17 protein-coding genes are annotated in these 22,358 nt (G+C 72.5%); 6 read left to right on the top strand and 11 right to left on the bottom strand.

Translation table 11 applies throughout. The features are described from left to right. Positions 1-158: 158 nt before the first annotated feature. The 6 genes from manA to IE278_RS28840 all read right to left on the bottom strand — a co-directional run bounded on the left by manA (position 159) and on the right by IE278_RS28840 (position 6,921). A complete protein-coding gene (gene manA, locus IE278_RS28865; protein ID WP_189776182.1) occupies positions 159-1,310 on the bottom strand; it encodes a mannose-6-phosphate isomerase, class I in 1,152 nt (383 codons plus the stop codon). 149 nt (positions 1,311-1,459) lie between these two features. Further along, positions 1,460-2,587 (bottom strand): SIS domain-containing protein, encoded by a 1,128-nt coding sequence (locus tag IE278_RS28860; RefSeq protein ID WP_189776181.1) that lies wholly within the window; start codon positions 2,585-2,587, stop codon positions 1,460-1,462. Between the two features lie 118 nt (positions 2,588-2,705). Beyond that, entirely contained in the window at positions 2,706-2,891 is a 186-nt protein-coding gene (locus IE278_RS28855) for a Trm112 family protein (protein ID WP_189776180.1), read from the bottom strand. Positions 2,892-3,179: 288 nt separating this feature from the next. After that, positions 3,180-4,577: a phosphomannomutase/phosphoglucomutase gene (locus IE278_RS28850; protein WP_189776179.1), complete on the bottom strand. Its 1,398-nt coding sequence runs from the start codon at positions 4,575-4,577 to the stop codon at positions 3,180-3,182. A 148-nt stretch (positions 4,578-4,725) separates the two neighbouring features. Continuing rightward, positions 4,726-6,342, bottom strand: coding sequence for an L-lactate permease (locus IE278_RS28845; RefSeq protein ID WP_189776178.1), 1,617 nt, complete (start codon positions 6,340-6,342; stop codon positions 4,726-4,728). Positions 6,343-6,543: 201 nt separating this feature from the next. Beyond that, positions 6,544-6,921 carry a DUF3499 domain-containing protein gene (locus IE278_RS28840; RefSeq protein WP_189776177.1) on the bottom strand — a complete coding sequence of 126 codons (378 nt, stop codon included), beginning with the start codon at positions 6,919-6,921 and terminating at the stop codon, positions 6,544-6,546. A 368-nt stretch (positions 6,922-7,289) separates the two neighbouring features. Here IE278_RS28840 and IE278_RS28835 point away from each other — a divergent pair, with 368 nt between their 5' ends. Next, positions 7,290-7,742, top strand: coding sequence for a metallopeptidase family protein (locus IE278_RS28835; RefSeq protein WP_189776196.1), 453 nt, complete (start codon positions 7,290-7,292; stop codon positions 7,740-7,742). A gap of 69 nt (positions 7,743-7,811) precedes the next feature. On the opposite strand, the gene IE278_RS28830 is transcribed toward IE278_RS28835, so the two are convergent. The 3 genes from IE278_RS28830 to IE278_RS28820 all read right to left on the bottom strand — a co-directional run bounded on the left by IE278_RS28830 (position 7,812) and on the right by IE278_RS28820 (position 13,679). Further along, the gene (locus IE278_RS28830) at positions 7,812-9,371 is read right to left on the bottom strand and encodes a DUF5719 family protein (protein WP_189776176.1); all 1,560 of its coding nucleotides are present in this window, start codon (positions 9,369-9,371) and stop codon (positions 7,812-7,814) included. Then, entirely contained in the window at positions 9,368-13,147 is a 3,780-nt protein-coding gene (locus tag IE278_RS28825) for a glycosyltransferase (protein ID WP_189776175.1), read from the bottom strand. Before IE278_RS28825 ends, IE278_RS28830 begins: the two co-directional genes overlap by 4 nt. 268 nt (positions 13,148-13,415) lie before the next feature. After that, the gene (locus IE278_RS28820) at positions 13,416-13,679 is read right to left on the bottom strand and encodes a WhiB family transcriptional regulator (protein WP_107022476.1); all 264 of its coding nucleotides are present in this window, start codon (positions 13,677-13,679) and stop codon (positions 13,416-13,418) included. 730 nt (positions 13,680-14,409) lie between these two features. Here IE278_RS28820 and IE278_RS28815 point away from each other — a divergent pair. From IE278_RS28815 to IE278_RS28800, 4 genes are all read left to right on the top strand, one after another. Next, positions 14,410-14,934, top strand: coding sequence for a cysteine dioxygenase (locus IE278_RS28815; protein WP_189776174.1), 525 nt, complete (start codon positions 14,410-14,412; stop codon positions 14,932-14,934). Positions 14,935-14,976: 42 nt separating this feature from the next. Next, positions 14,977-15,936 carry a 2-phospho-L-lactate transferase gene (gene cofD, locus IE278_RS28810; protein WP_189776173.1) on the top strand — a complete coding sequence of 320 codons (960 nt, stop codon included), beginning with the start codon at positions 14,977-14,979 and terminating at the stop codon, positions 15,934-15,936. Next, entirely contained in the window at positions 15,933-17,309 is a 1,377-nt protein-coding gene (locus tag IE278_RS28805; protein ID WP_189776172.1) for a coenzyme F420-0:L-glutamate ligase, read from the top strand. Before cofD ends, IE278_RS28805 begins: the two co-directional genes overlap by 4 nt. A gap of 130 nt (positions 17,310-17,439) precedes the next feature. After that, complete coding sequence (locus IE278_RS28800) at positions 17,440-18,444, top strand: DNA-3-methyladenine glycosylase family protein (protein ID WP_189776171.1); 1,005 nt, start codon at positions 17,440-17,442, stop codon at positions 18,442-18,444. A gap of 128 nt (positions 18,445-18,572) precedes the next feature. Here the strand turns inward: IE278_RS28800 and manB are convergent, their stop codons facing one another. Next, the gene (gene manB / locus IE278_RS28795) at positions 18,573-19,655 is read right to left on the bottom strand and encodes a mannose-1-phosphate guanylyltransferase (protein WP_189776170.1); all 1,083 of its coding nucleotides are present in this window, start codon (positions 19,653-19,655) and stop codon (positions 18,573-18,575) included. A 165-nt stretch (positions 19,656-19,820) separates the two neighbouring features. Then, the gene (locus tag IE278_RS28790) at positions 19,821-21,332 is read right to left on the bottom strand and encodes a peptidoglycan recognition protein family protein (RefSeq protein ID WP_189776169.1); all 1,512 of its coding nucleotides are present in this window, start codon (positions 21,330-21,332) and stop codon (positions 19,821-19,823) included. A gap of 110 nt (positions 21,333-21,442) precedes the next feature. Between IE278_RS28790 and IE278_RS28785 the strand changes: the two genes are divergently transcribed. Further along, positions 21,443-22,198 carry a TIGR03089 family protein gene (locus IE278_RS28785; protein ID WP_189776168.1) on the top strand — a complete coding sequence of 252 codons (756 nt, stop codon included), beginning with the start codon at positions 21,443-21,445 and terminating at the stop codon, positions 22,196-22,198. The last annotated feature ends 160 nt before the right edge of the window (positions 22,199-22,358 follow it).

The following is a 22,358-nucleotide window of genomic DNA, read 5'->3' as shown; positions in this document are numbered from 1 at the left end:
TCTGGCATTCGTCTGTCACCCGGCTGCCCCGGTCGGCCGCCGTCAGGCCGCCGTCAGGCCGCCGTCCCGCATTTTGCCTGCCCTTTGCGGTGGGCCATTGTTGCAGCCCGGACCGGCCCCGGAGCGCCGGGCCGCCACAGTGGTGCCGGGTGATTGCCTCAGATGACGACGGTGGCCCGGAAAATCGTCCCGCTTCCGGAGACTTCCACCTTTTCGTCCGCCGGTACGAACACGGATCCGCCCGGAACGAGCGTGATGTCGCCCGTCCGTACGGAGCCCGCGGTGCACAGCAGGATCTGCGGGGTGCGGCGGGTGAGGTCGCGGCCGGGCCCGCCCGCCGGGAGGACGTACCGGGAGAGGCGGAACTCGTCGATGGGGGTCTCGTAGACCTCCTCGCCGTCCGGGGATGCCTCGGGGCGCAGTACGCCCGGGTCGCCCGCCTCGAAGCGGACGATCCGCAGGAGTTCGGGGACGTCGACGTGCTTGGGGGTGAGTCCGCAGCGCAGCACGTTGTCGGAGTTGGCCATGATCTCGACGCCGAGGCCGTTCAGATACGCGTGCGGCACACCGGCGCCGAGGAACAGGGCCTCGCCGGGCTGCAGTTGTACGTAGTTGAGGAGCATCGCGGCGATGACACCCGGGTCGCCGGGGTAGTGGTGGGCGATCGAGGCGTACGGGGCGTGGGCGCCGCCGAGCCGGGCGCAGGCCGCGGCGGCCTCGGTGACCGTGGTCGCCATCAGCTCGGGGTCGGCGGTAAGTACTGCGGTCAGCACCTCGCGCAGCGCGGCCTCTTCGGGGTGCGCGTGCAGCAGGTCGACGTACGGCTTGAGGGAGTCGACCTCCAGGGCCGAGAGCAGTGCGGCGGCCTCCAGCGGGGCGCGGAAGCCGCACAGGCCGTCGAACTCCGTGAGCGCGCAGATGAGTTCGGGCTTGTGGTTGGCGTCCTTGTAGTTGCGGTGCGGTGCGTCGACCGGAACACCGCGGCGCTCCTCGTCCTCGTAGCCCTCCTTGGCCTGGGTCAGGTCGGGGTGCACCTGGAGGGAGAGGGGGGCGCCCGCGGCGAGGATCTTCAGCAGGAACGGGAGGCGCGGGCCGAACTTCGCGACCGCCTCGGTGCCCAGTTCACGCTCGGGGGCCGCGGCGATCACGTCGGTGAGCGGGCCGCGGGGGGTGCGTGAGGGCGCGCCCGGGTGGGCGCCCATCCACATCTCGGCCTGCGGTTCGCCGGTCGGCTCGGTGCCGAGGAGCCGCGGGATGGCCGTGGTGGAGCCCCAGGCGTAGGGGCGGACGGTGTTGTCGAGGCGGTCCATGGTGTGTCTTGTTCTCCGTACGTGTGCCGGTGCGTGGGCCGGTACGTGGCCGATTCGCGTGCTGGTTCGCGTGCGCGTGCTGGAGCTTGTGCTGGTACGCGTCCTGATCCCCCGGGCTTCGGGGCCCGGGCGGGATGCGTTGCTCAAGGTCAGGCCGTCGAGGCGAGCGCCAGGTAAACGGCGGCGAAATCCGTGACGGCGATCAGTTCGGCGAGTGTTTCCAGGTCGCCGCCCTCCTCCGGTTCGAGTTCGCTGATCGCCGTGTCGTGGCTGAGGGCCAGTTCGCGGGCGGCCGGGGCGGCGGTACGCCCGCCGGCCGGGCGGTCGCGCAGCAGGACCACGCGCGCGTGGACGACCTGCGCCTCCTCGACCCGGTCGCGGAAGAAGTCGTCGGGGTCCGCGCCCGCCGCCAGCGTGCCCGCGAGGAGGACGCTGTGCGCGGCCAGCGCCTCGGGCAGTTCGGCGGTGAGGGCGGGGCGCCCCGCGAGTTCGGCCAGGGCCGCGACGAAGCGGCGGCCCGCGGGGCCCGCGGAATCGCCCTCCGTCCAGATCACCGGGAGCGCCTCGGCCAGCTCGGACGCGAGTGTCTTGGCGGGGTTGCTGTACGTCGCGATGGCCGGGCCGCAGCGCTCGGCCACCTGGTCGAGACGGTCGGCGACCTTCTCCAGGGCGTCGGGCGGCGCGGACAGCAGGCCGGTGCGGTCGAGCAGCGCGAGCAGCGGGGTGAGCAGCGCCCACAGCGAACCCGGGGCCGAGGCGGCGGTGGGTGCCTGCGGCTCGTACGGGGCGGTCGCCATCGGCACGGAGAGGCCGTGGGCGCCGGCGACCGCGTCCGTGAGCGGGCTGCGGGGCGGGCAGACGGCGACGACGGTGAGGCCGCGGCGGTAGGCCTGCTCGACGAGGAGCGAGAGGCCGGGTTCGCTGCCGTCGGGGGTGGCGATCAGGAGCAGGTCGACGGGGCCCGCCCAGCCGGGCAGCTCCCACAGCAGGGCGCCCGCGGCGGGGGCCACTCCGCGGGGGGTGAGCCGGGTGACGGGGCAGGCGGCGCCCGCGAGCGTGCCGAGCAGGTCGGCTACGCAGGTGGCGGCCAGGCCCGGGCCCGCGGTCAGGATGGCGCGGGGGCGGCCGTCCGGCTTGAGGTCGGGGATCCCGGCCTCGTTGGCGTGCCGTACGGCGGTGCGTACGCGGGCGCCTGCCTCTGCGGCGCCGCGGAGCAGGTCGCGGCGGTCCGCGCGGGACAGCGCCTCCGGGTCGTCGAGGAGAGATTCGTCGAACATGGTGGCAGCCTCCGGACGCCTGGCGGGGTCGCTTCTGCGGGGGTCGCTTTTCTGGGGCCTGGGACCTGGGCCGGGGGCCGGGGCGGGGCCTTGGCCTGGGCCTGGGGCCCGCGAGGTTTTATGCGGGGCGGCGGGCCTCGTCCACCAGGAGGACCGGGATGTCGTCTCGGACGGGGTAGGCCAGGCCGCAGTCCTTGCCCGTGCAGACCAGTTCGGGGCCCTGCTCCTCGGCGGAGGCCTCCTTGAGGGGGGCGTGGCAGGCCGGGCAGGCGAGGATCTCCAGGAGGCCGGCTTCCAGCGGCATGTCAGGTCCCTTCGGGGGGGGTTGTGGTGCGCGGGGTGATGTGGCCTGGTCAGGGTACCGCTGCGTGGGGGTGGGCGCGGGGGGTCGTTCGCCCCCGCCGCCCCTACCCTCCCCCACTCTCGGCTTCGCTCGAGCGGGGGGACCCCCATCGTCCCCGCATGGGGGCTGCGCCCCCTCGCCCCCGCAATCGCGCTGACGCGCTCGTCCTCAAACGCCGGACGGGCTGAAAGATATATGCCCGTCCGGCGTTTGAGGAGCGGGGGTTCGGGGGCGGAGCCCCCGGAGCGCTCAAGCTCTGATTATTGTCAGGGCCTCGTCGCGGATTCGCTGCATCGTCTGCTCGTCCCGTGCCTCCGCGTTCAGGCGTAGGAGCGGTTCCGTGTTCGAGGGGCGGACGTTGAACCACCAGTCCGCGGCCGTGACGGTGAGGCCGTCGAGGTCGTCGAGGGTGATGCCCTCCCGGCCCTCGTACGCCGTCCGGATCGCCGCGAGGCGGGCGCCCTGGTCGTCGACCGTGGAGTTGATCTCGCCCGAACCGGCGTAGCGGTCGTACTGGGCGACGAGGTCGGAGAGCGTGCCCTCCTGGCCGCCGAGGGCCGCCAGGACGTGGAGGGCGGCGAGCATGCCGGTGTCCGCGTTCCAGAAATCCTGGAAGTAGTAGTGCGCGGAGTGCTCACCGCCGAAGATCGCCCCGGAGGCGGCCATCTCGGCCTTGATGAAGGAGTGGCCCACCCGCGTGCGTACCGGCGTGCCGCCGTGCTCGCGGACGACCTCCGGGACCGACCAGGAGGTGATCAGGTTGTGGATGACCGTGCCCTTGCCGCCGTGCTTGGCCAGCTCCCGGGCGGCGACCAGGGCCGTGATCGCGGACGGGGAGACCGGCTCGCCGCGCTCGTCGACGACGAAGCAGCGGTCGGCGTCGCCGTCGAAGGCGATACCGAGGTCGGCCCCCTCCTCCCGGACGCGCTTCTGGAGGTCGACGATGTTCGCCGGGTCCAGCGGGTTCGCCTCGTGGTTCGGGAACGTGCCGTCCAGCTCGAAGTACATCGGGACGAGGGTCAGGGGCAGGCCGGCGAAGACCGTCGGGACCGTGTGTCCGCCCATGCCGTTGCCCGCGTCCACCACGACCTTCAGGGGGCGGATCGAGGTCAGGTCGACGAGGCCGCGCAGGTGCGCCGCGTAGTCCTTGAGCGTGTCGCGCTGCGTGATCGTGCCCGGCGTCTGGGCCGTGGCGGTCGGGGCCGCAGCAGGCGGGGCCGTGGCGGTCTCGGTTCCCGCGTCGAGCCAGGATTCCACCAGTTCGCGGATCTCGGTCAGGCCGGTGTCCTGGCCCACGGGGGCCGCGCCCACCCGGCACATCTTGATGCCGTTGTACCGGGCCGGGTTGTGCGAGGCCGTGAACATCGCACCCGCGAGGTCGAACGCGCCCGACGCGTAGTACAGCTGGTCCGTCGAGCAGAGCCCGATCTCGGTCACGTCGACACCGCGGGCCGCCGCGCCGCGCGCGAAGGCCCGGGACAGGCCCGGTGACGAGGGGCGCATGTCGTGACCGGTCACGATCGCGTCCGCTCCCGTCACCTGTACGAAGGCCGCGCCGAACAGCTCGGCGAGCGTCTCGTCCCACTGGTCCGGGACGACCCCGCGTACGTCGTACGCCTTAACGAGCTGCGACAGATCAGCGGTCACGGCCAACCTTCCTGGAGTCCTGAACGATGACCCCAAAAGTACCCGTCCGCACCGACAGCGGGCCGGGCGGGACCGAGCGGGACCCAGCGGGCACATCCGCACATCGCGCACGGGTCTCGCTCGGACCGGGGGCGGGCCCCGGTCGGGTCTACGGAAGCATCCATTCCAGGACTGGTGAACTCTGGCCTACGACGATCAGGCACATGACCAGCAGGAGTCCGAGGCTCCACGGGAGCACCTTGCGCAGCAGGTCGCCCTCGCGGCCCGCGAGCCCGACCGCAGCGCAGGCGATGGTGAGGTTCTGCGGCGAGATCATCTTGCCCAGGACACCGCCGGAGCTGTTGGCGGCCGCGAGGAGTTCCGGGGACAGGCCGGACTCCCTCGCCGCGGTCACCTGGAGGGCGCCGAAGAGCGCGTTGGCCGAGGTGTCCGAGCCGGAGACGGCCACTCCGAACCAGCCGAGTACGGGTGACAGGAAGGCGAGTCCCGCGCCGGCCGCCGCCACGAAGTGGCCGATCGTGGCCGCCTGTCCGGACAGGTTCATGACGTAGGCGAGCGCGAGGACGGAGGTGACGGTGAGGATCGCGAACCGCAACTCGTGCACGGTGGCCGCCCATTCCTTGAGCGCCACGCGCGCGTGCACCCCGAGAACAACGGCCGTGCACACTCCGGCGAGCAGTACGAGCGTGCCTCCGGTGGACACGATCGGCCAGGTGAAGACATTGCCGCCGACCGGGTCGCCGTCCGGGTTCACGACGTTCAGGAAGGGCCAGTCGAAGACCCGGGTCGCCTTCGCCAACTGGTCCTTGACGGGCGGGATCTGGGCGATGGAGAAGATCACCACGATCAGTACGTACGGGGCGTACGCGCGCAGTACCTCGCGGCGTGGGTCCTCCTCGTCCAGGTCCTCGCTGCGGGTGCCCGTCAGGACGGCGGCCCGTACGGGTTCGGCGGCGGGTTTGCGTGCCTGCGGCACCGCCATCAGCGCGCCCGCGCCCGCCAGGGCGGCCCCGATGTCGGCGAGTTGCGCGGAGACGTAGTTGGAGGCGGCGAACTGGGCGACGGCGAAGGCGACTCCGCACGCCATCGCGGGTACCCAGGTCTCGCGCAGGCCGCGTCGGCCGTCCACCAGGAAGACGAGCACCAGGGGCACCACCAGGGCGAGCAGCGGGGTCTGGCGGCCCACCACGGAGGCGACGGTGTCCAGGGGGAGGTCGGTGACCTGGGCGAGCGTCACGACCGGGGTGCCCATCGCCCCGAAGGCGACCGGCGCGGTGTTGGCGACCAGCGCGACCACCGCGGCGCGGACGGGGTCGAAGCCGAGCGCGACGAGCATCACCGAGCAGATCGCGACGGGCGCGCCGAAGCCCGCGAGGGCCTCCAGGAGCGCGCCGAAGCAGAACGCGACGACGAGCGCCTGGATGCGCGGGTCGTCGGAGAGCCGCCCGAAGGAGCGGCGCAGGATGTCGAAGTGCCGGGTGCGGACGGTCATCCGGTAGACCCAGAGGGCGTTGACGACGATCCACAGGATGGGGAAGAGGCCGAACACCGCTCCCTGGGCGGCGCTGGAGAGGGCCTGGCCCACCGGCATGCCGTACGCGAGTGTGGCGACCAGGGCCGCCGCCACCAGACCGATGAGGCCGGCCAGGTGCGCCTTCATGCGGACCCCGCCGAGCAGGACGAGGACGAGGACGAGGGGCAGGGTCGCGACGAGCGCGGACAGGCCGAGCGAGTCGGCCAAGGGCTCAAGTTCCTGGACGTACACGGAGCCTCCCCCGATTCCACCATGCGGAAATCAATTTCTCACGGGCCGGGGAAAATGGTCGTGTCCGCGACAAGCGCACGTCAATGGTCGTGCGTCACTGAGCGAAACGTGCACTGAATGCACACGGGCCACACAGGGCGCATAGAGACGCACAGGACATACGGGACGCGCGGGGTGAAGTGGCCTCCGGAGAGGGAGGGTTCAGGAGTCCGGTGAGCGCAGGACCCTCAGGTGGCCGCGGCGGGCGACCTCCATCGGGTCCGCGCCGCGGGTGTTGCCGCCGCCCTGCCGCGGGGTCCGGTCCTGCGGGCGGGCCGCCTCGCGGACCGCGTTGGCGAGCGCTTCCAGGTCGTCACCGCTGGGGCGGGAGGGAGCGGAGCCGTCGGCGAGCCTGACGACCTCCCAGCCGCGCGGCGCGGTGAGGCGCTCGGAGTGCTCGGCGCACAGGTCGTAGCAGTGGGGTTCGGCGTAGGTGGCGAGCGGGCCGAGGACCGCGGTCGAGTCGGCGTAGACGTACGTCAGCGTCGCTACGGCGGGACGGCCGCAAGCGGTGCGCGAACAGCGACGTACAGGGCTCACGATGTTGGACGGTACCGCACTCTTGAGCGGGCCGCGACGACTCTCCCCCGGGTCACTCCACCGTGTCGCGCTGTGACGCCTGACACAAGGGGGTCCCGGCGGGCCTGTTCCACCTGCTGGTACGGGTGTTGACGAGGTGACGGACGGGCCCGGGAGTGGTCACGATCCAGTGCGAAAGCTGTCACTTTGCGCTCTTCACCCGGTCCTGCAGGATACGGAAACCAGCCCGAGCTTGGCTGGAATGCTCATCCCGCGACGTGCCGGATGCGGGGCCCCTGGAGTCGTACGGAACGGCGGTCCGTGGCCCCGGGCGGGACGCGTGCCGTGTGCGGGCGGCGGCAGGGCGCGGGGACTACTCTTCGTCAGTGATGGACAACCCCGTACCGCCCCCTCCCGCCGAACCCAGGCCCCGTCGTCGTGATCGACACGGGCGCGGGATGCGTGGGCCCGTGGCTCCCCCGCAGGTGCCCCTCTCGGCCAGTCGCGCGGAGGTGTTCGCGGATCTGGTGCAGGACTCCGTGGAGCGGCTGGAGCGGCGGTGGCCGCAGCTCTCCGACATCGAGTTCATGGTGCTGGAGGTGCCCCGGTTCGATCCGGCGGGTGACGAGGGCTGGGGCGACGAGGCGGTGCCCCTGGGCGGCACCACTCCGGCGCACGAGGGCAGCCCCGCCCGGGTCATCGTCTACCGGCGTCCCGTCGAGATCCGTACGAAGAGCCGCGACGAGCGGGCCGCGCTGGTTCACGAGGTCGTGGTGGAACAGGTCGCCGAGCTGCTGGGGCTGACACCGGAGACCGTCGACCCCCGGTACGGCGAGGACTGAGCCCCGGACGGGTCCGGGGCTCAGTCCTCGGTATCGGTGCTGCTCTACTCCCTGGTTACCGGTGCCGCCCTACTTCTGCAGCACCGAGAGGTCCTGCTCGGCTTCCGGTACCTTCACCGTTCCCCGGTCGTCCGGAAGCGTCTGCACGGTGAACATGGGCACGCCGCCCTCGGCCGCTTCGAGCATGCGCGACGCGTGGACGGGCCCGCCGGACAGCCGCTCCACCGTGAGCGCGTACGTGCCCTTGAGGCCGGCGGGCACGGGCAGTTCGACGTCCTGCGTGGTGCCGGCCTTGACCGTGTACGTCTTCGAGGCGGCCGTTCCGCCGTCGCTGCCCGCCGAGGCCGTGACCTTGACCTTCGCGCCGCGGCCCGGGGCGACCAGGGAGAGCGTGGAGCCCTTGGCACGGTTGTCGGCGGCCGTCGCCCGCGCGCCCACCGGACCCGTGGCCGGGATGAACGCCGTCTCCTGGTTGTCGCCCTTGCCGCGTACGACCCTCAGGGCTGCGACGACAGGAGTGGACTTCCCGGTCGGTGTCAGCACCAGCGAACCCGCCTCGCCGCGCGTGACGTCGCCGAGGTCGACGGCTGCCGTCATACCGGCCTTCACGTGCAGCGTCTCGTGCCCGGCGGGAGTGATCGTGCCGGTCGGCGAGGCGAGCCGCACCTTCAGGTCGGCATCGGCCTCACCGGGCGCGAACGCGACCAGCCGTACGGAGGTGGCGTCCTTCGGGATGCCCGGCAGGACGAGGCTGCCCGCCGGAGCGGCCGAGGGGGCGAGCCAGTCGCCGCCGAGCGTGTCGTCCAGCGCCTGGACGGCGGCGGCCACCCGGCCGCTGCGGACCGTGACATGCACGGTGAGGTTGGTCTCCGGCTCGTCGATGAGGGTCGACAGGAGCACCGACTCGCTGGAGTGCGGCGGGATCTTGATGCCCTCTCCGACCGTCGACTTCAGGACGCCGTCCTTGCCGTACAGCTCGATGTCCGCGACGGCGGCGGAGTCGTCGGGGTTGGTCAGGTGCGCGTAGTCCGTGCGCTCCTTGGCGGTGCTGGCGCCCGGGAACCAGAAGTCGGTGTCCGGGGCCGAGCAGCTGGTGCCGAGCAGGCCGCGGCCGGTGCCCGCCTCCACCTCGGTGGTCTGCTGGACGGCCCAGCCGGGTGCGAACCTGCCCTCGGCCGTGCCGACGAGCGCGGGCGACTCGGCGCCGGAGGCCTTGGCCGTGACCGGCTTCCCGGGCTCCTTCGGCGTCAGGACGGGCTTCTCCTTCTTGCCGTCCTTGCCGCCGTCCTTCTCGTCGTCCTTCTTGTCACCCTGCTCGCTGTCCTGCTTCTCGTCCTCGTCGGCCTCGTCGTCGGCCGCGTCGGTCGGCTGCGCGCCCGCGGCCACCAGCTCGGCCTTGCCGCTCTTACCGGTGCCCTTGGTGACGGGTGTGAAGGACGTGTACGCGGTCTCGGCGAGGTCCGAGGTGCTGGGAGCCGGACAGAGCAGGCTGGTGCGCTCCACGGGCAGCTGGGCGGCAGCCTTGGCCGTGTCCTCCCCGGCGGCCTGCGGCTCGGACATCGAGGCGAAGCCGGTGACGGCGGCGAGCGCGGTCACGCCGGCGATCAGGGACACGGTGGTGCGGTTCACTGCTGGCTCCCGTCGGGGCGCTCACTGTCGGTGCCGTGCGGCGGTTGCTGGTGCGGCTGCTGCTGTCGGTGCTGCTGTTGCTGCTGTTGCTGTTGCTGCTGTTGCTGTTGCTGCGCCGGGTCGTACGAGGGGTCGTAACCCTGGCCGTAGCTCTGCGACGGGTCGTAGCCCGCGTTCCCCGTGCCGTAGGCCGCGTACGGGTCGTAGTGGTCCGCCTGGTACGGGTCCGCCTGGTACTGCTGCTGCTCGTAGGTGCCCGCGGGGTACTGCGGGGCGCCCTGGTACTGCTGCTGCTCGTAGGTGCCGTACTCGGCGCCGTACGTCGTCGCGTCCCACTCGTCGTAGGACTGCTGCTGCGGGACCGGGGCGACCGCGGGGGCCTCCCCCGGGGCGGGCGGGGCGTCGGGCGCGAACGCGTCGGGGTGTTCCGCCTGCTCGGCCTGGGCGGCCTGTTCGGTCTGTTCGGCCTCCGCCTGGGCGCGCAGGCGGCGGGCCCTGCGGCCCTCGCCGGACGCGGACTCGACGGGTTCGACGGCTTCCTCGGGGAGGTCGTCGTCGACGTCGCGGCGGCGTCCCGGCAGCGCGAGCACCACGAGGACGACGGCGAGCGCGCCCTGGGCCCACAGCCAGCCGGTGTGCCCGAACGGCGCCTCGAAGGTGACGTCGAGGCGGCCCCCGGTGGCGGGCAGTTCGAAGCCCTGGGCCCAGCCGTCGACCGTGGTCCGGGTCAGCGGCTTCCCGTCGAGGGTGGCCGTCCAGCCCTCGTCGGCGGTGTCCGCGAGGCGCAGCACGCGGCCCTCGGCGCCGGCGGGGATCTTGGTGTGCAGTTCGACGGGTCCGGCGGCGATGGGCTGCGGGTCGCCGGACGCGGGAACGACGGCCGCGCGCGCGACCTGGCGGTCCACGCGCCACAGGGCGCTGCCGTCCTGCTGGCTGAGCCGGCTCAGACCCGGTGTGGAGTCGAGGACACGGCTGACCTCGCGGGGCGCGCCGTCGCGCACCAGGACGTACCGCACGGCGAAGCCGCCGAGCTGGTCGGCCTGGTCGGCGCCGGAGCCCGCCACGAGGTTGGCGACGACCTTGTCGAGGATCTTGTTCTCGCCGTCCGCCGCGGCCAGTTCGGCGTCGCCGAGACGGGCGCCGGAGCCGCGGACGAGGGTGTAGCCGACCTTGGTCGCCGTGTCGCTGCCGAGGACGAGCGTGCGGGCCTGGTCGCGGGTGCCGCTCTCCTCGGCGACGAACGCGGGCACCTGGACGGGATCGCGCCGCTCCAGGGGACCGTCCGCGCCGCGGATCATCCAGCCGGCGGCGATGAGCAGGGGCCCGGCGGCCGAGGCGAAGGCGATGAGGACGGCGACCGGCTGGCGCCAGCCGAAGCTCTGCTCGGCCACGCGCGAGCGGGCCCCGTCGGCGCCGAGCGCGGCGGCGGCGAGGAAGGCGAGGCCGTAGACGAGGGTGGCGGGTCCCGCCCAGGTGGAGCCGTTCGACAGGGCGGCGAAGACGAGCGCCACCAGGGCGGCCGTCCAGGCGGCCCAGATGCCCAGTTGCCGTTCCGCGCGCATCAGGGCGGCCACGGCGGCGCACACGATGCCGATGAGCATCAGCCCGCTGACCGTGCCGGGTCCGCCGGGGCTCGCGCCCAGCAGGTCGAGTGCGGAGGCCGCCCCCGACTCGTACTCCATGCCGGCCTCCTGGAAGAAGCCGAACGGGAGCAGGGTGAGCGACCAGGGGGCGAGGACCAGCAGCGGGGTGCCGAGCTGGACCAGGAAGCGCAGCCCGTAGGCGGCGATGTCACCGCGGCGCACGACCGCGAGGGCGACGCCGAGCACCAGCGCGATGGGCCACACGATCGGCGTGAACGCGGTGGCGAGGGTCAGCAGGAGCGCGTACGCCCAGGTGGCACGCCAGCTGCCGCGGCCGGACTCCGCGGCGAGGCCGCTCGCCGCGATGCCCGCGCGCGCGATGAGCGGCAGCAGGACGGCGAGCACGGCGGTGCCGAGACGGCCGCCCGCGAGGGCGCCGGTGGCGGCGGGCAGGAAGGCGTACGCGACGGACGCCCAGGCGCGCAGCAGGCGCGACTCGACGAGCGGCCGGGAGACGAAGTAAGCGGCGAAGCCGGCCAGCGGTACCGAGCCGATCAGCAGGACGGTGACCGCGAGACCCGCGGAGCCGAACAGCACGCTCGCGAGCATGGCGACGAGCGCGAGGTAGGGCGGCGCCGACTGGGTGCCGCCGGCGCCGACGGGGTGCCAGCCGTCCAGGTAGCGCGACCACAGCGCGGAGGAGTCCGCGGGGGCGGGCAGCAGCGCGCCGCCCGCGAGCGCACCGCCGCCGAGGAGTTCACGGCAGGCGATGAGGGTGAAGAAGAGGAGCACCACGAAGACCATGGGCCCGGGCTTGCGGGCGACGCGCTTGAGGCGGGCGAACTGCTCGACCTGGAGGAAGTCGGCGTCGTCGCCGCCCGGTCCGGACTCGACCGCGCTGCCGTGGCGTCCCGCCGCGTTCAGTTCGGGGTCGGAGCGGCCCACGAGGTTGCCCGCGGCCTGTTCGACGGTGGCCCGGACGGTGGCGCCGGGGGGCGGGAACAGGGCGCGCAGTTCGTCCTTGTCGACCTGCGGGGTGCCTCGCCTGCGCCGGCCCGCGATGATGCGCTCGGGTCGCAGCAGGGTGCCCAGGAGGCCGCGGATCTCGTCGACCGCCTGCCCGGGGACCTTGCCGACGAGGTACGCGACCGTGCGCAGCAGGGTGCCGAGCACGAGCCGCACGAGGATCCAGGGCAGGACCGCGGTGCGGGAGTTGACGAGGAGGGTGTAGGTGGCGCCCGCCTTGTCGACCTTGTGCGGGGAGGCCGAGGTGCGGCCCACGCAGTCGACGGTGCGGCGCTCCCTGGAGGACGCCTCGGCGTGCCGTACGACCGCCTCGGGGGCGACCAGGACGCGGTGGCCCGCGGACTGGGCGCGCCAGCAGAGGTCGATGTCGTCGCGCATCAGGGGCAGCCTGCGGTCGAAGCCGCCCAGCTCTTCGTAGACCTCGCGGCGGATCAGCATGCCGGCGGTGGAGACGGCCAGCACGGGGGTGACGTGGTCGTGCTGGCCCTGGTCCTGTTCGCGCCGGTCGAGGCCGGTCCAGCGGCGGCCGCTGTGGGCGATGGTCACGCCGACCTCGAGGAGCTGTCTGCGGTCGTACCAGCCGCGGAGCTTGGGGCCGATGACGGCGACGTCCTTGCCCAGTTCCTGTTCGTTCTCCACGACGCGCAGCAGCTGGGCCAGGGCGTCGGGCTCCGGGGCGCAGTCGTCGTGCAGGAGCCACAGCCACTGCTCGGGTTCGCCGTGCGGCAGCTCCGGCATGTCGTACGTGTCGTCGCGCCAGGTGCGGGTGACCGGGTCCCAGCCGCTGGGGCGCTTCAGGTACGGAAGTTCCTCCGGGGTCAGCACGCCCGCGACGCGGACGGCCTCCTCGACGGCCTGGCCGAAGCCCGTGCGCCGCGCGAGGTGGAGCACCCGGTCGGCGCCGAGGGCGTCGGTGACCAGCTGGGCGGAGGCGTCCGCGCTGCCGGTGTCGGCCGCCACGGCGTTCTGTACGGGGCGCTCCTGGCCGAGCAGCCCGGACAGGGCGTCGGGCAGCCAGCGGGCACCGTCGTGCGAGACGAGCACGGCGGTGACCACGTGCTTCGGGAACTCGGGCGGGCGCCCCGGGTCGGACACCATCGGGCCGGCCGGGTCGAACGCTGCAGTGGCAGTGTCGTACTGACCTGCCGAATGGCTGTGCACGGACATCGAGGTACGGGCCCCGGTTCGCTGGACTGCGGTGGACGCCTGTGTCCTCACGGGGATCACGGGGCGTCTCGGACGGAGGCCCACACTAACGGCTGCACAACGGCGCGGCCCGCCGCCTGTGGACAACCCACCCGCGACGGGCCGTGCGTTACGTATCACTACGTAGGGGTGTGCGCCGTTCGATCGGAACACGATCAGAGTGTGACCGAAGTGCGACCGGATGCGATCAGGTCACTTCAGGTCCCTGTCGGGCCGCGTCGGGCCACGGTCAGACGGCGGCCTTCTTCAGACGGCGCCGCTCACGCTCGGACAGACCGCCCCAGATACCGAAGCGCTCGTCGTTGGCGAGGGCGTATTCAAGGCATTCCGAGCGGACCTCGCAGGCGAGGCAGACCTTCTTCGCCTCGCGGGTGGAGCCGCCCTTCTCGGGGAAAAAGGACTCGGGGTCGGTCTGCGCGCAGAGCGCCCGCTCCTGCCAGCCGATCTCCTCTTCGGCCTCGTCGACCAGCAGTTCCTGAAACAGCTCGGTCATGTGCGCCCCTCGTCCGTCTCGCGTCCCCGTGATGCTGCCGCTACCGATTTCGGCTGAACGACACGAGTGAAATTACAATTGCGCTGCTCCGGCCCAGTCAAGCCGAGATCTGCTATTGGGCCCCTTATTCACTCTGCGGAACCAAGGCTATGCGGAAAGTGTTCAAATCGGCATAAACCCTGACAGCCGAAAGAGAGCCAGCGGGACGCCCACTCCGCACAGGACTTGTACAGAGGAAGACGCCCAGGAGTTCGATCTCGTTCCGCACGATCGACGAAGCGAACCGGATCACAGGGGATCACGGGGATCACACAGGGATCGCGGGGTCGCGCCGAGGTTCGTGCGCCCGGTTGTGCGCCATGTGTCCCGGCAACCTCCTGCACAAACCTTTCACCTCCGAGGTGGCCCGGATGAGGTGAAAGATCTCCCACATATCGGACGTCAAGTTGACAGTGCGGGTGTGAACCGGTGTGCTGGTGGGCATGCTCGCGAACTTGGCACTCACCTCGACCCGCACCGCCGGGTCCCTCGGTGCTGTCCAGGCTCGCTGTAGCTGTTGCTGTCGCAGCTGTTGAGCTCACCGCGCTCCCGCTGCCGCCCGGTCCACTGAGGCCGGCCGCTGGTCCCTCCGCCCGTATCAGGGCACACCTCACGCCCGCGATCCGGGCCGCCGGTACGTGACATCCCAGACCTCCAGCACTCTCTTCCGCCGAGGAAACCACCGCACCCCATGAACAGCGACAGCGACCTCCAGATCGCCGGCGACATCCTCGAAGTACCGCACCTCCTCCAGCCGCCGCGCGAACACCCGGCCACCGTGGCCGAGTTCGTCGGCCTCGCCCGCTCCATCGCCGCCGACCGCTCCCAGTGGGAGCACCTCGTCCGCTACGACGCGGCCTCCCGCTGGTACCACCGGCTGCGCACCGGCCCCGGCTACGAGGTGTGGCTGCTCTCCTGGGTCCCCGGGCAGGGCAGCGGGCTGCACGACCACGGCCCCTCCTCCGGTGTGCTGACCGTCCTGGAGGGCGCGCTGACCGAGCGCACCGAACGGGGCACGCGCGCGCTGGCCGCGGGAGCGCAGCGGGTGTTCGCGCCCGGCTACGCGCACGAGGTCGTCAACGACTCGCTCGAACCGGCCATAAGCCTGCACGTCTACTACCCCGGGCTGACGGAGATGCCGATGCTCCCCCAGTCGCAGCTCCGTTCCGCCGGGGGAGCGCCCAACGCCCGGTGCTCGATGGCCGAGGTCCTGTGACCGGCTGACGCGTTGTCGTAGCCGCCTGCAAGACTGCATGCCATGCGCATTGTGGTTCTGGCAGGCGGCATCGGCGGTGCCCGGTTCCTGCGTGGTCTCCAGCAGGCCGCGCCGGACGCGGACATCACCGTCATCGGCAACACCGGGGACGACATCCACCTCTTCGGGCTGAAGGTCTGCCCGGACCTCGACACGGTGATGTACACGCTCGGCGGCGGTATCAACGAGGAACAGGGCTGGGGGCGGGCCGACGAGACGTTCCACCTCAAGGAGGAGCTGGCGGCCTACGGCGCCGGTCCCTCCTGGTTCGGACTGGGCGACCGGGACTTCGCGACACACATCGTGCGTACGCAGATGCTGAGCGCCGGATATCCGCTCAGCGCCGTCACCGAGGCGCTGTGCGACCGGTGGAAGCCGGGCGTCCGGCTGATCCCCATGTCCGACGACCGCGTCGAGACACATGTGGCCGTCGAGATCGACGGCGAGCGCAAGGCCGTCCACTTCCAGGAGTACTGGGTGCGGCTGCGGGCTTCCGTGGAGGCGCACGCGGTGGTGCCCGTGGGAGCCGACCAGGCCAAGCCTGCGCCCGGGGTGCTGGAGGCCATCGCCTCCGCGGACGTCATCCTCTTCCCGCCGTCCAACCCCGTCGTGTCCGTCGGCACGATCCTCGCCGTGCCGGGCATCCGGGAGGCGATCGCCGACGCCGGGGTGCCGGTGGTCGGCCTCTCCCCCATCGTCGGCGACGCCCCCGTGCGCGGCATGGCCGACAAGGTCCTGGCGGCCGTCGGCGTCGAGTCCACGGCGGCCGCGGTCGCCGAGCACTACGGCTCGGGGCTCCTCGACGGCTGGCTGGTCGACACGGTGGACGCCGCCGTCGTCGAGCGGGTCACCGAGGCGGGCATCCGCTGCCGTGCCGTCCCGCTGATGATGACCGACCTCGACGCGACGGCCGAGATGGCCCGCGAGGCACTGACGCTGGCCGAGGAGGTGCGGGGAGCTTGAGCGACGAGACATCCGGGAGCGGGACGGCCGGGGAACCGCCGTCCGGTGCGCCCGGCTACCGCGTCTGGGCCCTGCCCGGTCTGCCCGAGGTACGGCCGGGTGACGACCTCGCCAAGCTGATCGCCGGCGCCGTCGACGGCAGCGGTGTCGGCGCCGGGCAGGGGCTCGCGGACGGGGATGTGCTGCTGGTCACCTCGAAGATCGTGTCGAAGGCCGAGGGCCGGGTCGTCGAGGCGGTGGACCGGGAGGCCGCCATCGACGCCGAGACCGTACGGGTCGTGGCCCGGCGCGGTCCGCTGCGGATCGTGGAGAACCGGCAGGGGCTCGTGATGGCCGCCGCCGGGGTCGACGCCTCCAACACACCCGCCGGGACCGTCCTGCTGCTGCCCGAGGACCCCGACGCCTCCGCGCGCACGATCCGGGACGGCCTGCGGGACGCGCTCGGTGTCGAGGTCGGCGTCCTCGTCACGGACACCTTCGGCCGGCCCTGGCGGACCGGGCTCACCGATGTCGCCATCGGGGCCGCCGGAGTGCGCGTACTCGACGATCTGCGGGGCGGCACGGACGCGCACGGGAATGCGCTGGGCGCCACCGTCGTCGCCACCGCCGACGAGCTGGCCGCCGCCGGTGACCTGGTCAAGGGCAAGGCCGCCGGACTGCCCGTCGCCGTCGTGCGCGGGCTGTCCCGCGTGGTGGGCACCGACGGCGGCGCGGAGGAGGGGACACGGGGCATGGTCCGGGGCGCGCGCGACGACATGTTCCGGCTCGGCACCTCCGAGGCCGTACGGGAGGCCGTCACCCAGCGGCGTACCGTACGGGCCTTCACCGACGAGCCCGTCGACCCCGGTGCCGTACGGCGTGCGGTGGCCGCGGCGGTGACCGCGCCGGCCCCGCATCACACGACCCCGTGGCGATTCGTCCTCCTGGAGACGGCCGAGTCGCGTACGCGGCTCCTCGACGCCATGCGGGACGCCTGGATCGCCGATCTGGAGCGGGACGGGAAGAGCGCGGAGTCCATCGCCAAGCGGGTGCGCCGCGGGGACGTCCTGCGCAAGGCCCCGTATCTCGTCGTGCCGTGTCTCGTCATGGACGGGTCCCACACGTACGGCGACGCGCGGCGCGACGGGGCCGAACGGGAGATGTTCGTCGTCGCCACCGGCGCCGGGGTGCAGAACTTCCTGGTCGCGCTCGCCGGGGAGCGGCTCGGGTCCGCGTGGGTGTCGTCGACGATGTTCTGCCGGGAGGTCGTGCGGGACGTGCTCGCGCTGCCGGAGAACTGGGATCCCATGGGGGCCGTCGCCGTGGGGCACGCGGCGGAGGAACCGAAGGCTCGGGCCGAGCGGGACGCGGGGGCGTTCATCGAGGTGCGGTGACCTGAGAGGGTGGGGGGCCGGCTGCTGCTGCCGCCCCACCTTGTGCGGGCATTCCGAGCAGCGTCTTACGAAGGACCTCTTACCGAATTACCGAATCACCGAATCACCGAATCACCGAAGGACCTCATCCGTGGCCGGACGCTTCGAACAGCGGCCCACGCGTACGACCGTGCGCGGTGGGCATGTCGTCGTGCCCGTGCCCCGGTCGGCGGCGGCCGGGAGCGGCGGCGGGCGGACGCGGAGCTGGGTGCCGCCCTGGCCGCTCGATCTGGGGCTCGTGCTCGGGCCGCTGCGGCGGGGGCCCGCCGATCCGACCTTCCGTGCGACTCCGGACGGGTCCGTGTGGCGGGCCAGCCTCACCCCTGTCGGGCCCGGGACGCTGCGGGTGTCCGCGCGCGCGGGTGTGGTGCGGGGAGAGGCGTGGGGGCCGGGCGCCGAGTGGCTGCTCGACCGGCTTCCGCTGCTGCTCGGCGAGTCCGACGATCCCGACGCCTTCGAGCCCCGGCACCGGCTGGTCGCGATGACCCGGCACCGGCGGCCCGGGCTGCGGCTGACGCGTACCGGGCTGGTGCTGGAGTCGTTGATTCCGTCGGTGCTGGAGCAGAAGGTCACCACCGACGAGGCGTACCGGGCGTGGCGGCTGCTCGTGCGGAAGTACGGCGTGCCCGCGCCCGGGCCCGTGGAGGGGCGCATGTTCGTCATGCCCGAGCCGCGGGTCTGGTCGCTGATTCCCTCGTGGGAGTGGCACCGGGCCGGGGTCGACAACAAGCGGGCGTCGACGATTCTGCGGGCCGTGCGGGTGGCTCGGCGGATGGAGGAGGCCGTGGCGTTCGATCCGGTCGCCGCGCGGGAGCGGCTCGAGGTGGTGGTCGGGGTGGGGCCGTGGACCTCGGCGGAGGTCGTGCAGCGGAGTCATGGGGCGGCGGATGCGGTGACGGTCGGGGACCTGCACCTTCCCGGGATCGTGGGGTATGCGTTGGCGGGGGATCGGGATGCGGACGACTCCGTGATGCTGGAGTTGCTGGAGCCTTATGCGGGGCAGCGGCATCGGGCTGCTCGGCTGATCTTGCTGAGCGGGCGTACGCCGGCTCGGCGGCATCCGAAGATGCCTCGCGGGGATATCGGGCTGTTGTGAGTGGGGGGGGGCGGGGCGGGCTTTCTTCGCCCCGCCCCCCTACCTGTCCCGTCACCACCCGAGGGCTCCGCCCCGAGCCCCCGGTCCTCAAACGCCGGACGGGCTGAAAGCGGGGTACCCGCCGGGTGCTACTGGTCCGAGGAGAAGCGCAGGGCCGCCTCGGGGATGTGGGCGTCGCACCAGACTCGTACGCCTGCTCGGAGTTCGTTGTCCGGGCCCACCGTCGCGCCGTCGCCCACGACCACGCCCGTGAGGATCGAGCGGGCGCCCACCCGGGCCCGGGCGCCGATCAGGGAGTCCGTGACGACCGCGCCCGGTTCCACGACGGCGCCCGCCAGGATCGCGCTGCCGAAGACGCGCGCCCCCTCCCCCACCCTCGCGCCGCTGCCGACGACCGTGCCGCCGGTCAGCTTGGCGTCGGGGGCGACCGAGGCCGTCGGCAGGACCAGGCGGTCGCCGCAGCGGCCCGGGACCGCCGGGGACGGCGCCCTGCCGAGGACCAGGTCGGCGGAGCCGCGTACGAAGGCCTGCGGAGTGCCCAGGTCCAGCCAGTACGTGGAGTCGACCATGCCCTGGAGGTGCGCGCCGGTGGCGAGGAGCTCCGGGAAGGTCTCCCGTTCGACCGAGACGGGGCGGCCCACGGGGATCGAGTCGATGACCGACCGGCGGAAGACGTACGCGCCCGCGTTGATCTGGTCGGTGACGATCTCCTCGGGGGTCTGGGGTTTTTCGAGGAATGCCTGTACGCGGCCCGAAGCGTCCGTCGGGACCAGGCCGTACGCCCTCGGGTCCGTCACCCGGGTCAGGTGCAGCGAGACGTCCGCGCCCGAGGACCGGTGGGTGTCGACCAGGGCCGGGATGTCCAGGCCGGTCAGGATGTCTCCGTTGAAGATCAGTACGGGGTCGTCGGGGCCCGATCTCAGATGGGAAGCAACGTTCCGGATGGCGCCGCCGGTGCCGAGAGGCTCGTCCTCGGTGACGTACTCGATGTGGAGCCCCAGCGACGAGCCGTCGCCGAAGTAGGGCTCGAACACCTCGGCCAGATAGGACGTGGCCAGCACTATGTGCTCGACCCCCGCCGCTCTCGCCCGCGCCAGCTGATGCGTGAGGAACGGTACGCCGGCCGCCGGAACCATCGGCTTCGGCGTGTGCACCGTGAGGGGGCGCAGCCGGGTGCCCTTGCCGCCGACCAGGAGGATCGCTTCTGTCACCTGTCGTCTCTGCTTCCTGCTGGGGCCGGCCGAACGGTCATTCGACCGGCCAGTGTATGCAGACCGTTTCGATGGCTGTGGGGCGCCTCTGGGAGGTGGCCGTGGGGAGCCGCCGGGTCCGGGCGACCCGGCGTGCCGGGCCGCGCCGTTCCCGCCGACCGGACGTCATCGTCCCTGGTAGCGGGCCGAAGTGGCACGGGCCTTGCCGAGCTTCGCGTAGAGCCGGCCGCCCGGGCATTCGGTGGCGAATCCGTCCCGGTGACCGGAGATTACATTGAGTCGTACGTTCTTTCCTTTTCGGTATAGATTTCCGCCTCCCGACTTGAGGTAGGTCTTGCCGCGCGGGTTCGCCCCGTAGAGGCCGAGCTTCCATGCCGTGAGCTTCGCGACGGCCTTCACCGACGCGGCGGGCGGGTTCGCCTTGCCGAAACTTCCGAGGACGGCGATCCCCATGCTCTTGCTGTTGAAACCGAGCGTGTGTGCGCCCATCACCGGCTTGGCCACGCCACCGGCCCTGCCCTCGTAGATGTTTCCGCACTTGTCGACGAGGAAGTTGTAGCCGATGTCGCGCCAGCCACTGCTCTTGACGTGGTAGCGGTAGATACTGCGGATGACTGAAGGCGCTTGCGCACAGCGGTAGTTGTTGCCCGAGGCGCTGTGGTGGACGAAGACGGCCTTCACCGTCTTCGTATAGCTGAAGTTCGACTCCCGCAGCCCCTCGTCGGCGCCCCAGCCCCGGCGGGTGACGATGCGCGGCCGGGCTCCGATGTACGGCTTCGCGCGCTGGTTCGCGCCCGCGGCGACCGTGTCCGCCGCGCCCGCGGTATCTGTCGTATCAGTCGGGTCCAGTTCCTCGCCACGGGTCTCCAGCAGGTCGGCCCGGGTCTCCTTCTGGCTCAGGGCCGGGATCTCGGTGGCACCGATGGGCGCGAGCTCGGCGTTGACGGCGGAGGCCGCCGCCGCGGACTCGGCGGTCAGGACACCCGGGGGCGGGGCGTTCACCTCGGGGCCCTGGGGCGGGGGCTCGGCGCCGGGGTCGACCAGTTCGACGTGCAGGCCCTTGGGGAGGGGCTCGGCGGTGACGGCCCTTCCGTCGGCGCCCGTGCGGCCGTCCGCCTCGCCCTGGACCCTGACCTCCACACCGTCCGAGTCGCCCACCCACAGCGGTGCCGTGGAACCCCGCACCCGGCCGGAGGCGCGCTCCGCGGTGTCCGGGTCGGCCGCATGCTCGTGGTTGTGGGTGTCCACGTCCTGCCAGGCGGACCACGTCGTGGTGCCGGTCGCGCGGGTACGGACCTGGACCCGGCCGTGCAGTTCGCTGTCCGGGTCGTCCCAGACGACGCCCACGAGGGAGAAGCGCCGGACGTCCCGGCGGGCCAGGCCCTGGGCGGACGCGAGCGCGGGGGGCGGCAGGGTGCGGTCGCCCGAGGACGGGGACGAGGGTGAGGAGGAGGGTGGGGTGCGGGGGGTGCTGGGGGTGAGAGGGGCGAGCGGGAGGGACTGGGTGCTGCCGGGGGTCGTACCGCCCGGGGTCGCGTTGCCGGTGGTCCGTCTCTCGGCCGCCGAGGGGGTGGCCGCGGCGTCCGAGGACAGGGCCGCCGGGAGGGCCAGGGCGGCCGCACAGGTGACGGCGATCGAGGAAGCTAGATGTCCGCGCATGCCCCTGATCCTGGACATAGTCAGACTTATCTGTCCATCCGGGATATGACGGACCGTCGGTCGTACTCCGCCGAACCGGTGCCCTTGTCTGCCCCGCCCGGGCAGCCGCCCGCGTACCCTTGCCTCCCGTGACCGCCATCGACCGCACCCCTGCCGACCTGCTGCGATCCGCGCTCGCCGCGGACCCCGCGCGCCCCCTGGTGACCTTCTACGACGACGCCACCGGCGAACGTGTGGAACTGTCCGTGGCCACCTTCGCCAATTGGGTGGCCAAGACCGCGAATCTGCTCCAGGGCGAACTGGGCGCCGAGCCCGGCGACCGGGTGGCGCTGCTGCTGCCCGCGCACTGGCAGACGGCGGTGTGGCTGCTCGCGTGCTCCTCGGTGGGTGTCGTGGCGCAGGTCGGGGGTGACGCGGGGGACGCCGATCATGTGGTCGCCGGACCCGGGCAGTTCGAGGCCGGGCTCGCCTGTTCCGGGGAGCGGGTGGCGCTGTCGCTCGCGCCGCTGGGGCGTCGGTTCGCGCAGGTGCCGGTGGGGTACGTCGACTACGCCGTGGAGGTGCCCGGCCAGGGGGACGTCTTCCGGCCGTACGGGCCTGTGGATCCGGAGGGGGCGGCGCTGGTCGTTGCCGGGGCGGAGTTCTCGGGGGCGGAGGTTGTCGAGCGGGCTCGGGGGGATGCGGGGGTGCTGGATCTGACCGGGCCCGGGGGGCGGTTGTTGTCCGCGTTGTCCTATGACACGTGGGAGGGGGTGAGTGCCGGGCTGTACGCCCCGCTGGCCTCTGGGGGGTCCGTGGTGTTGTGCCGTCACCTTGATCGGGTCGGGGCGGACGCGCTCGCCAAGCGCATCGAGAGCGAGCGGGTCACGGCCACGGCTCGCTGAGGCGTTTTCTCGCCCCCGCCGCCCCTACCCGTTCCCGCCCACACATGGGGGCTGCGCCCCCTTGCCCCCCCTTTGCGCAGTTCCCCGCGCCCCTGAAGGGGCGCGGGGAACTGCGCAGTCTTTTGGGCTCGCCCTCGACCACGCGCACCCGCTGTCCCCC

The organism is Streptomyces tauricus (assembly GCF_014650955.1).
In the GTDB taxonomy this organism is placed as follows: Bacteria; Actinomycetota; Actinomycetes; order Streptomycetales; family Streptomycetaceae; genus Streptomyces; species Streptomyces tauricus.
The sequence above is the reverse complement of the archived record's forward strand: the minus strand, read 5'-3'. Positions and strand labels throughout refer to the sequence as shown.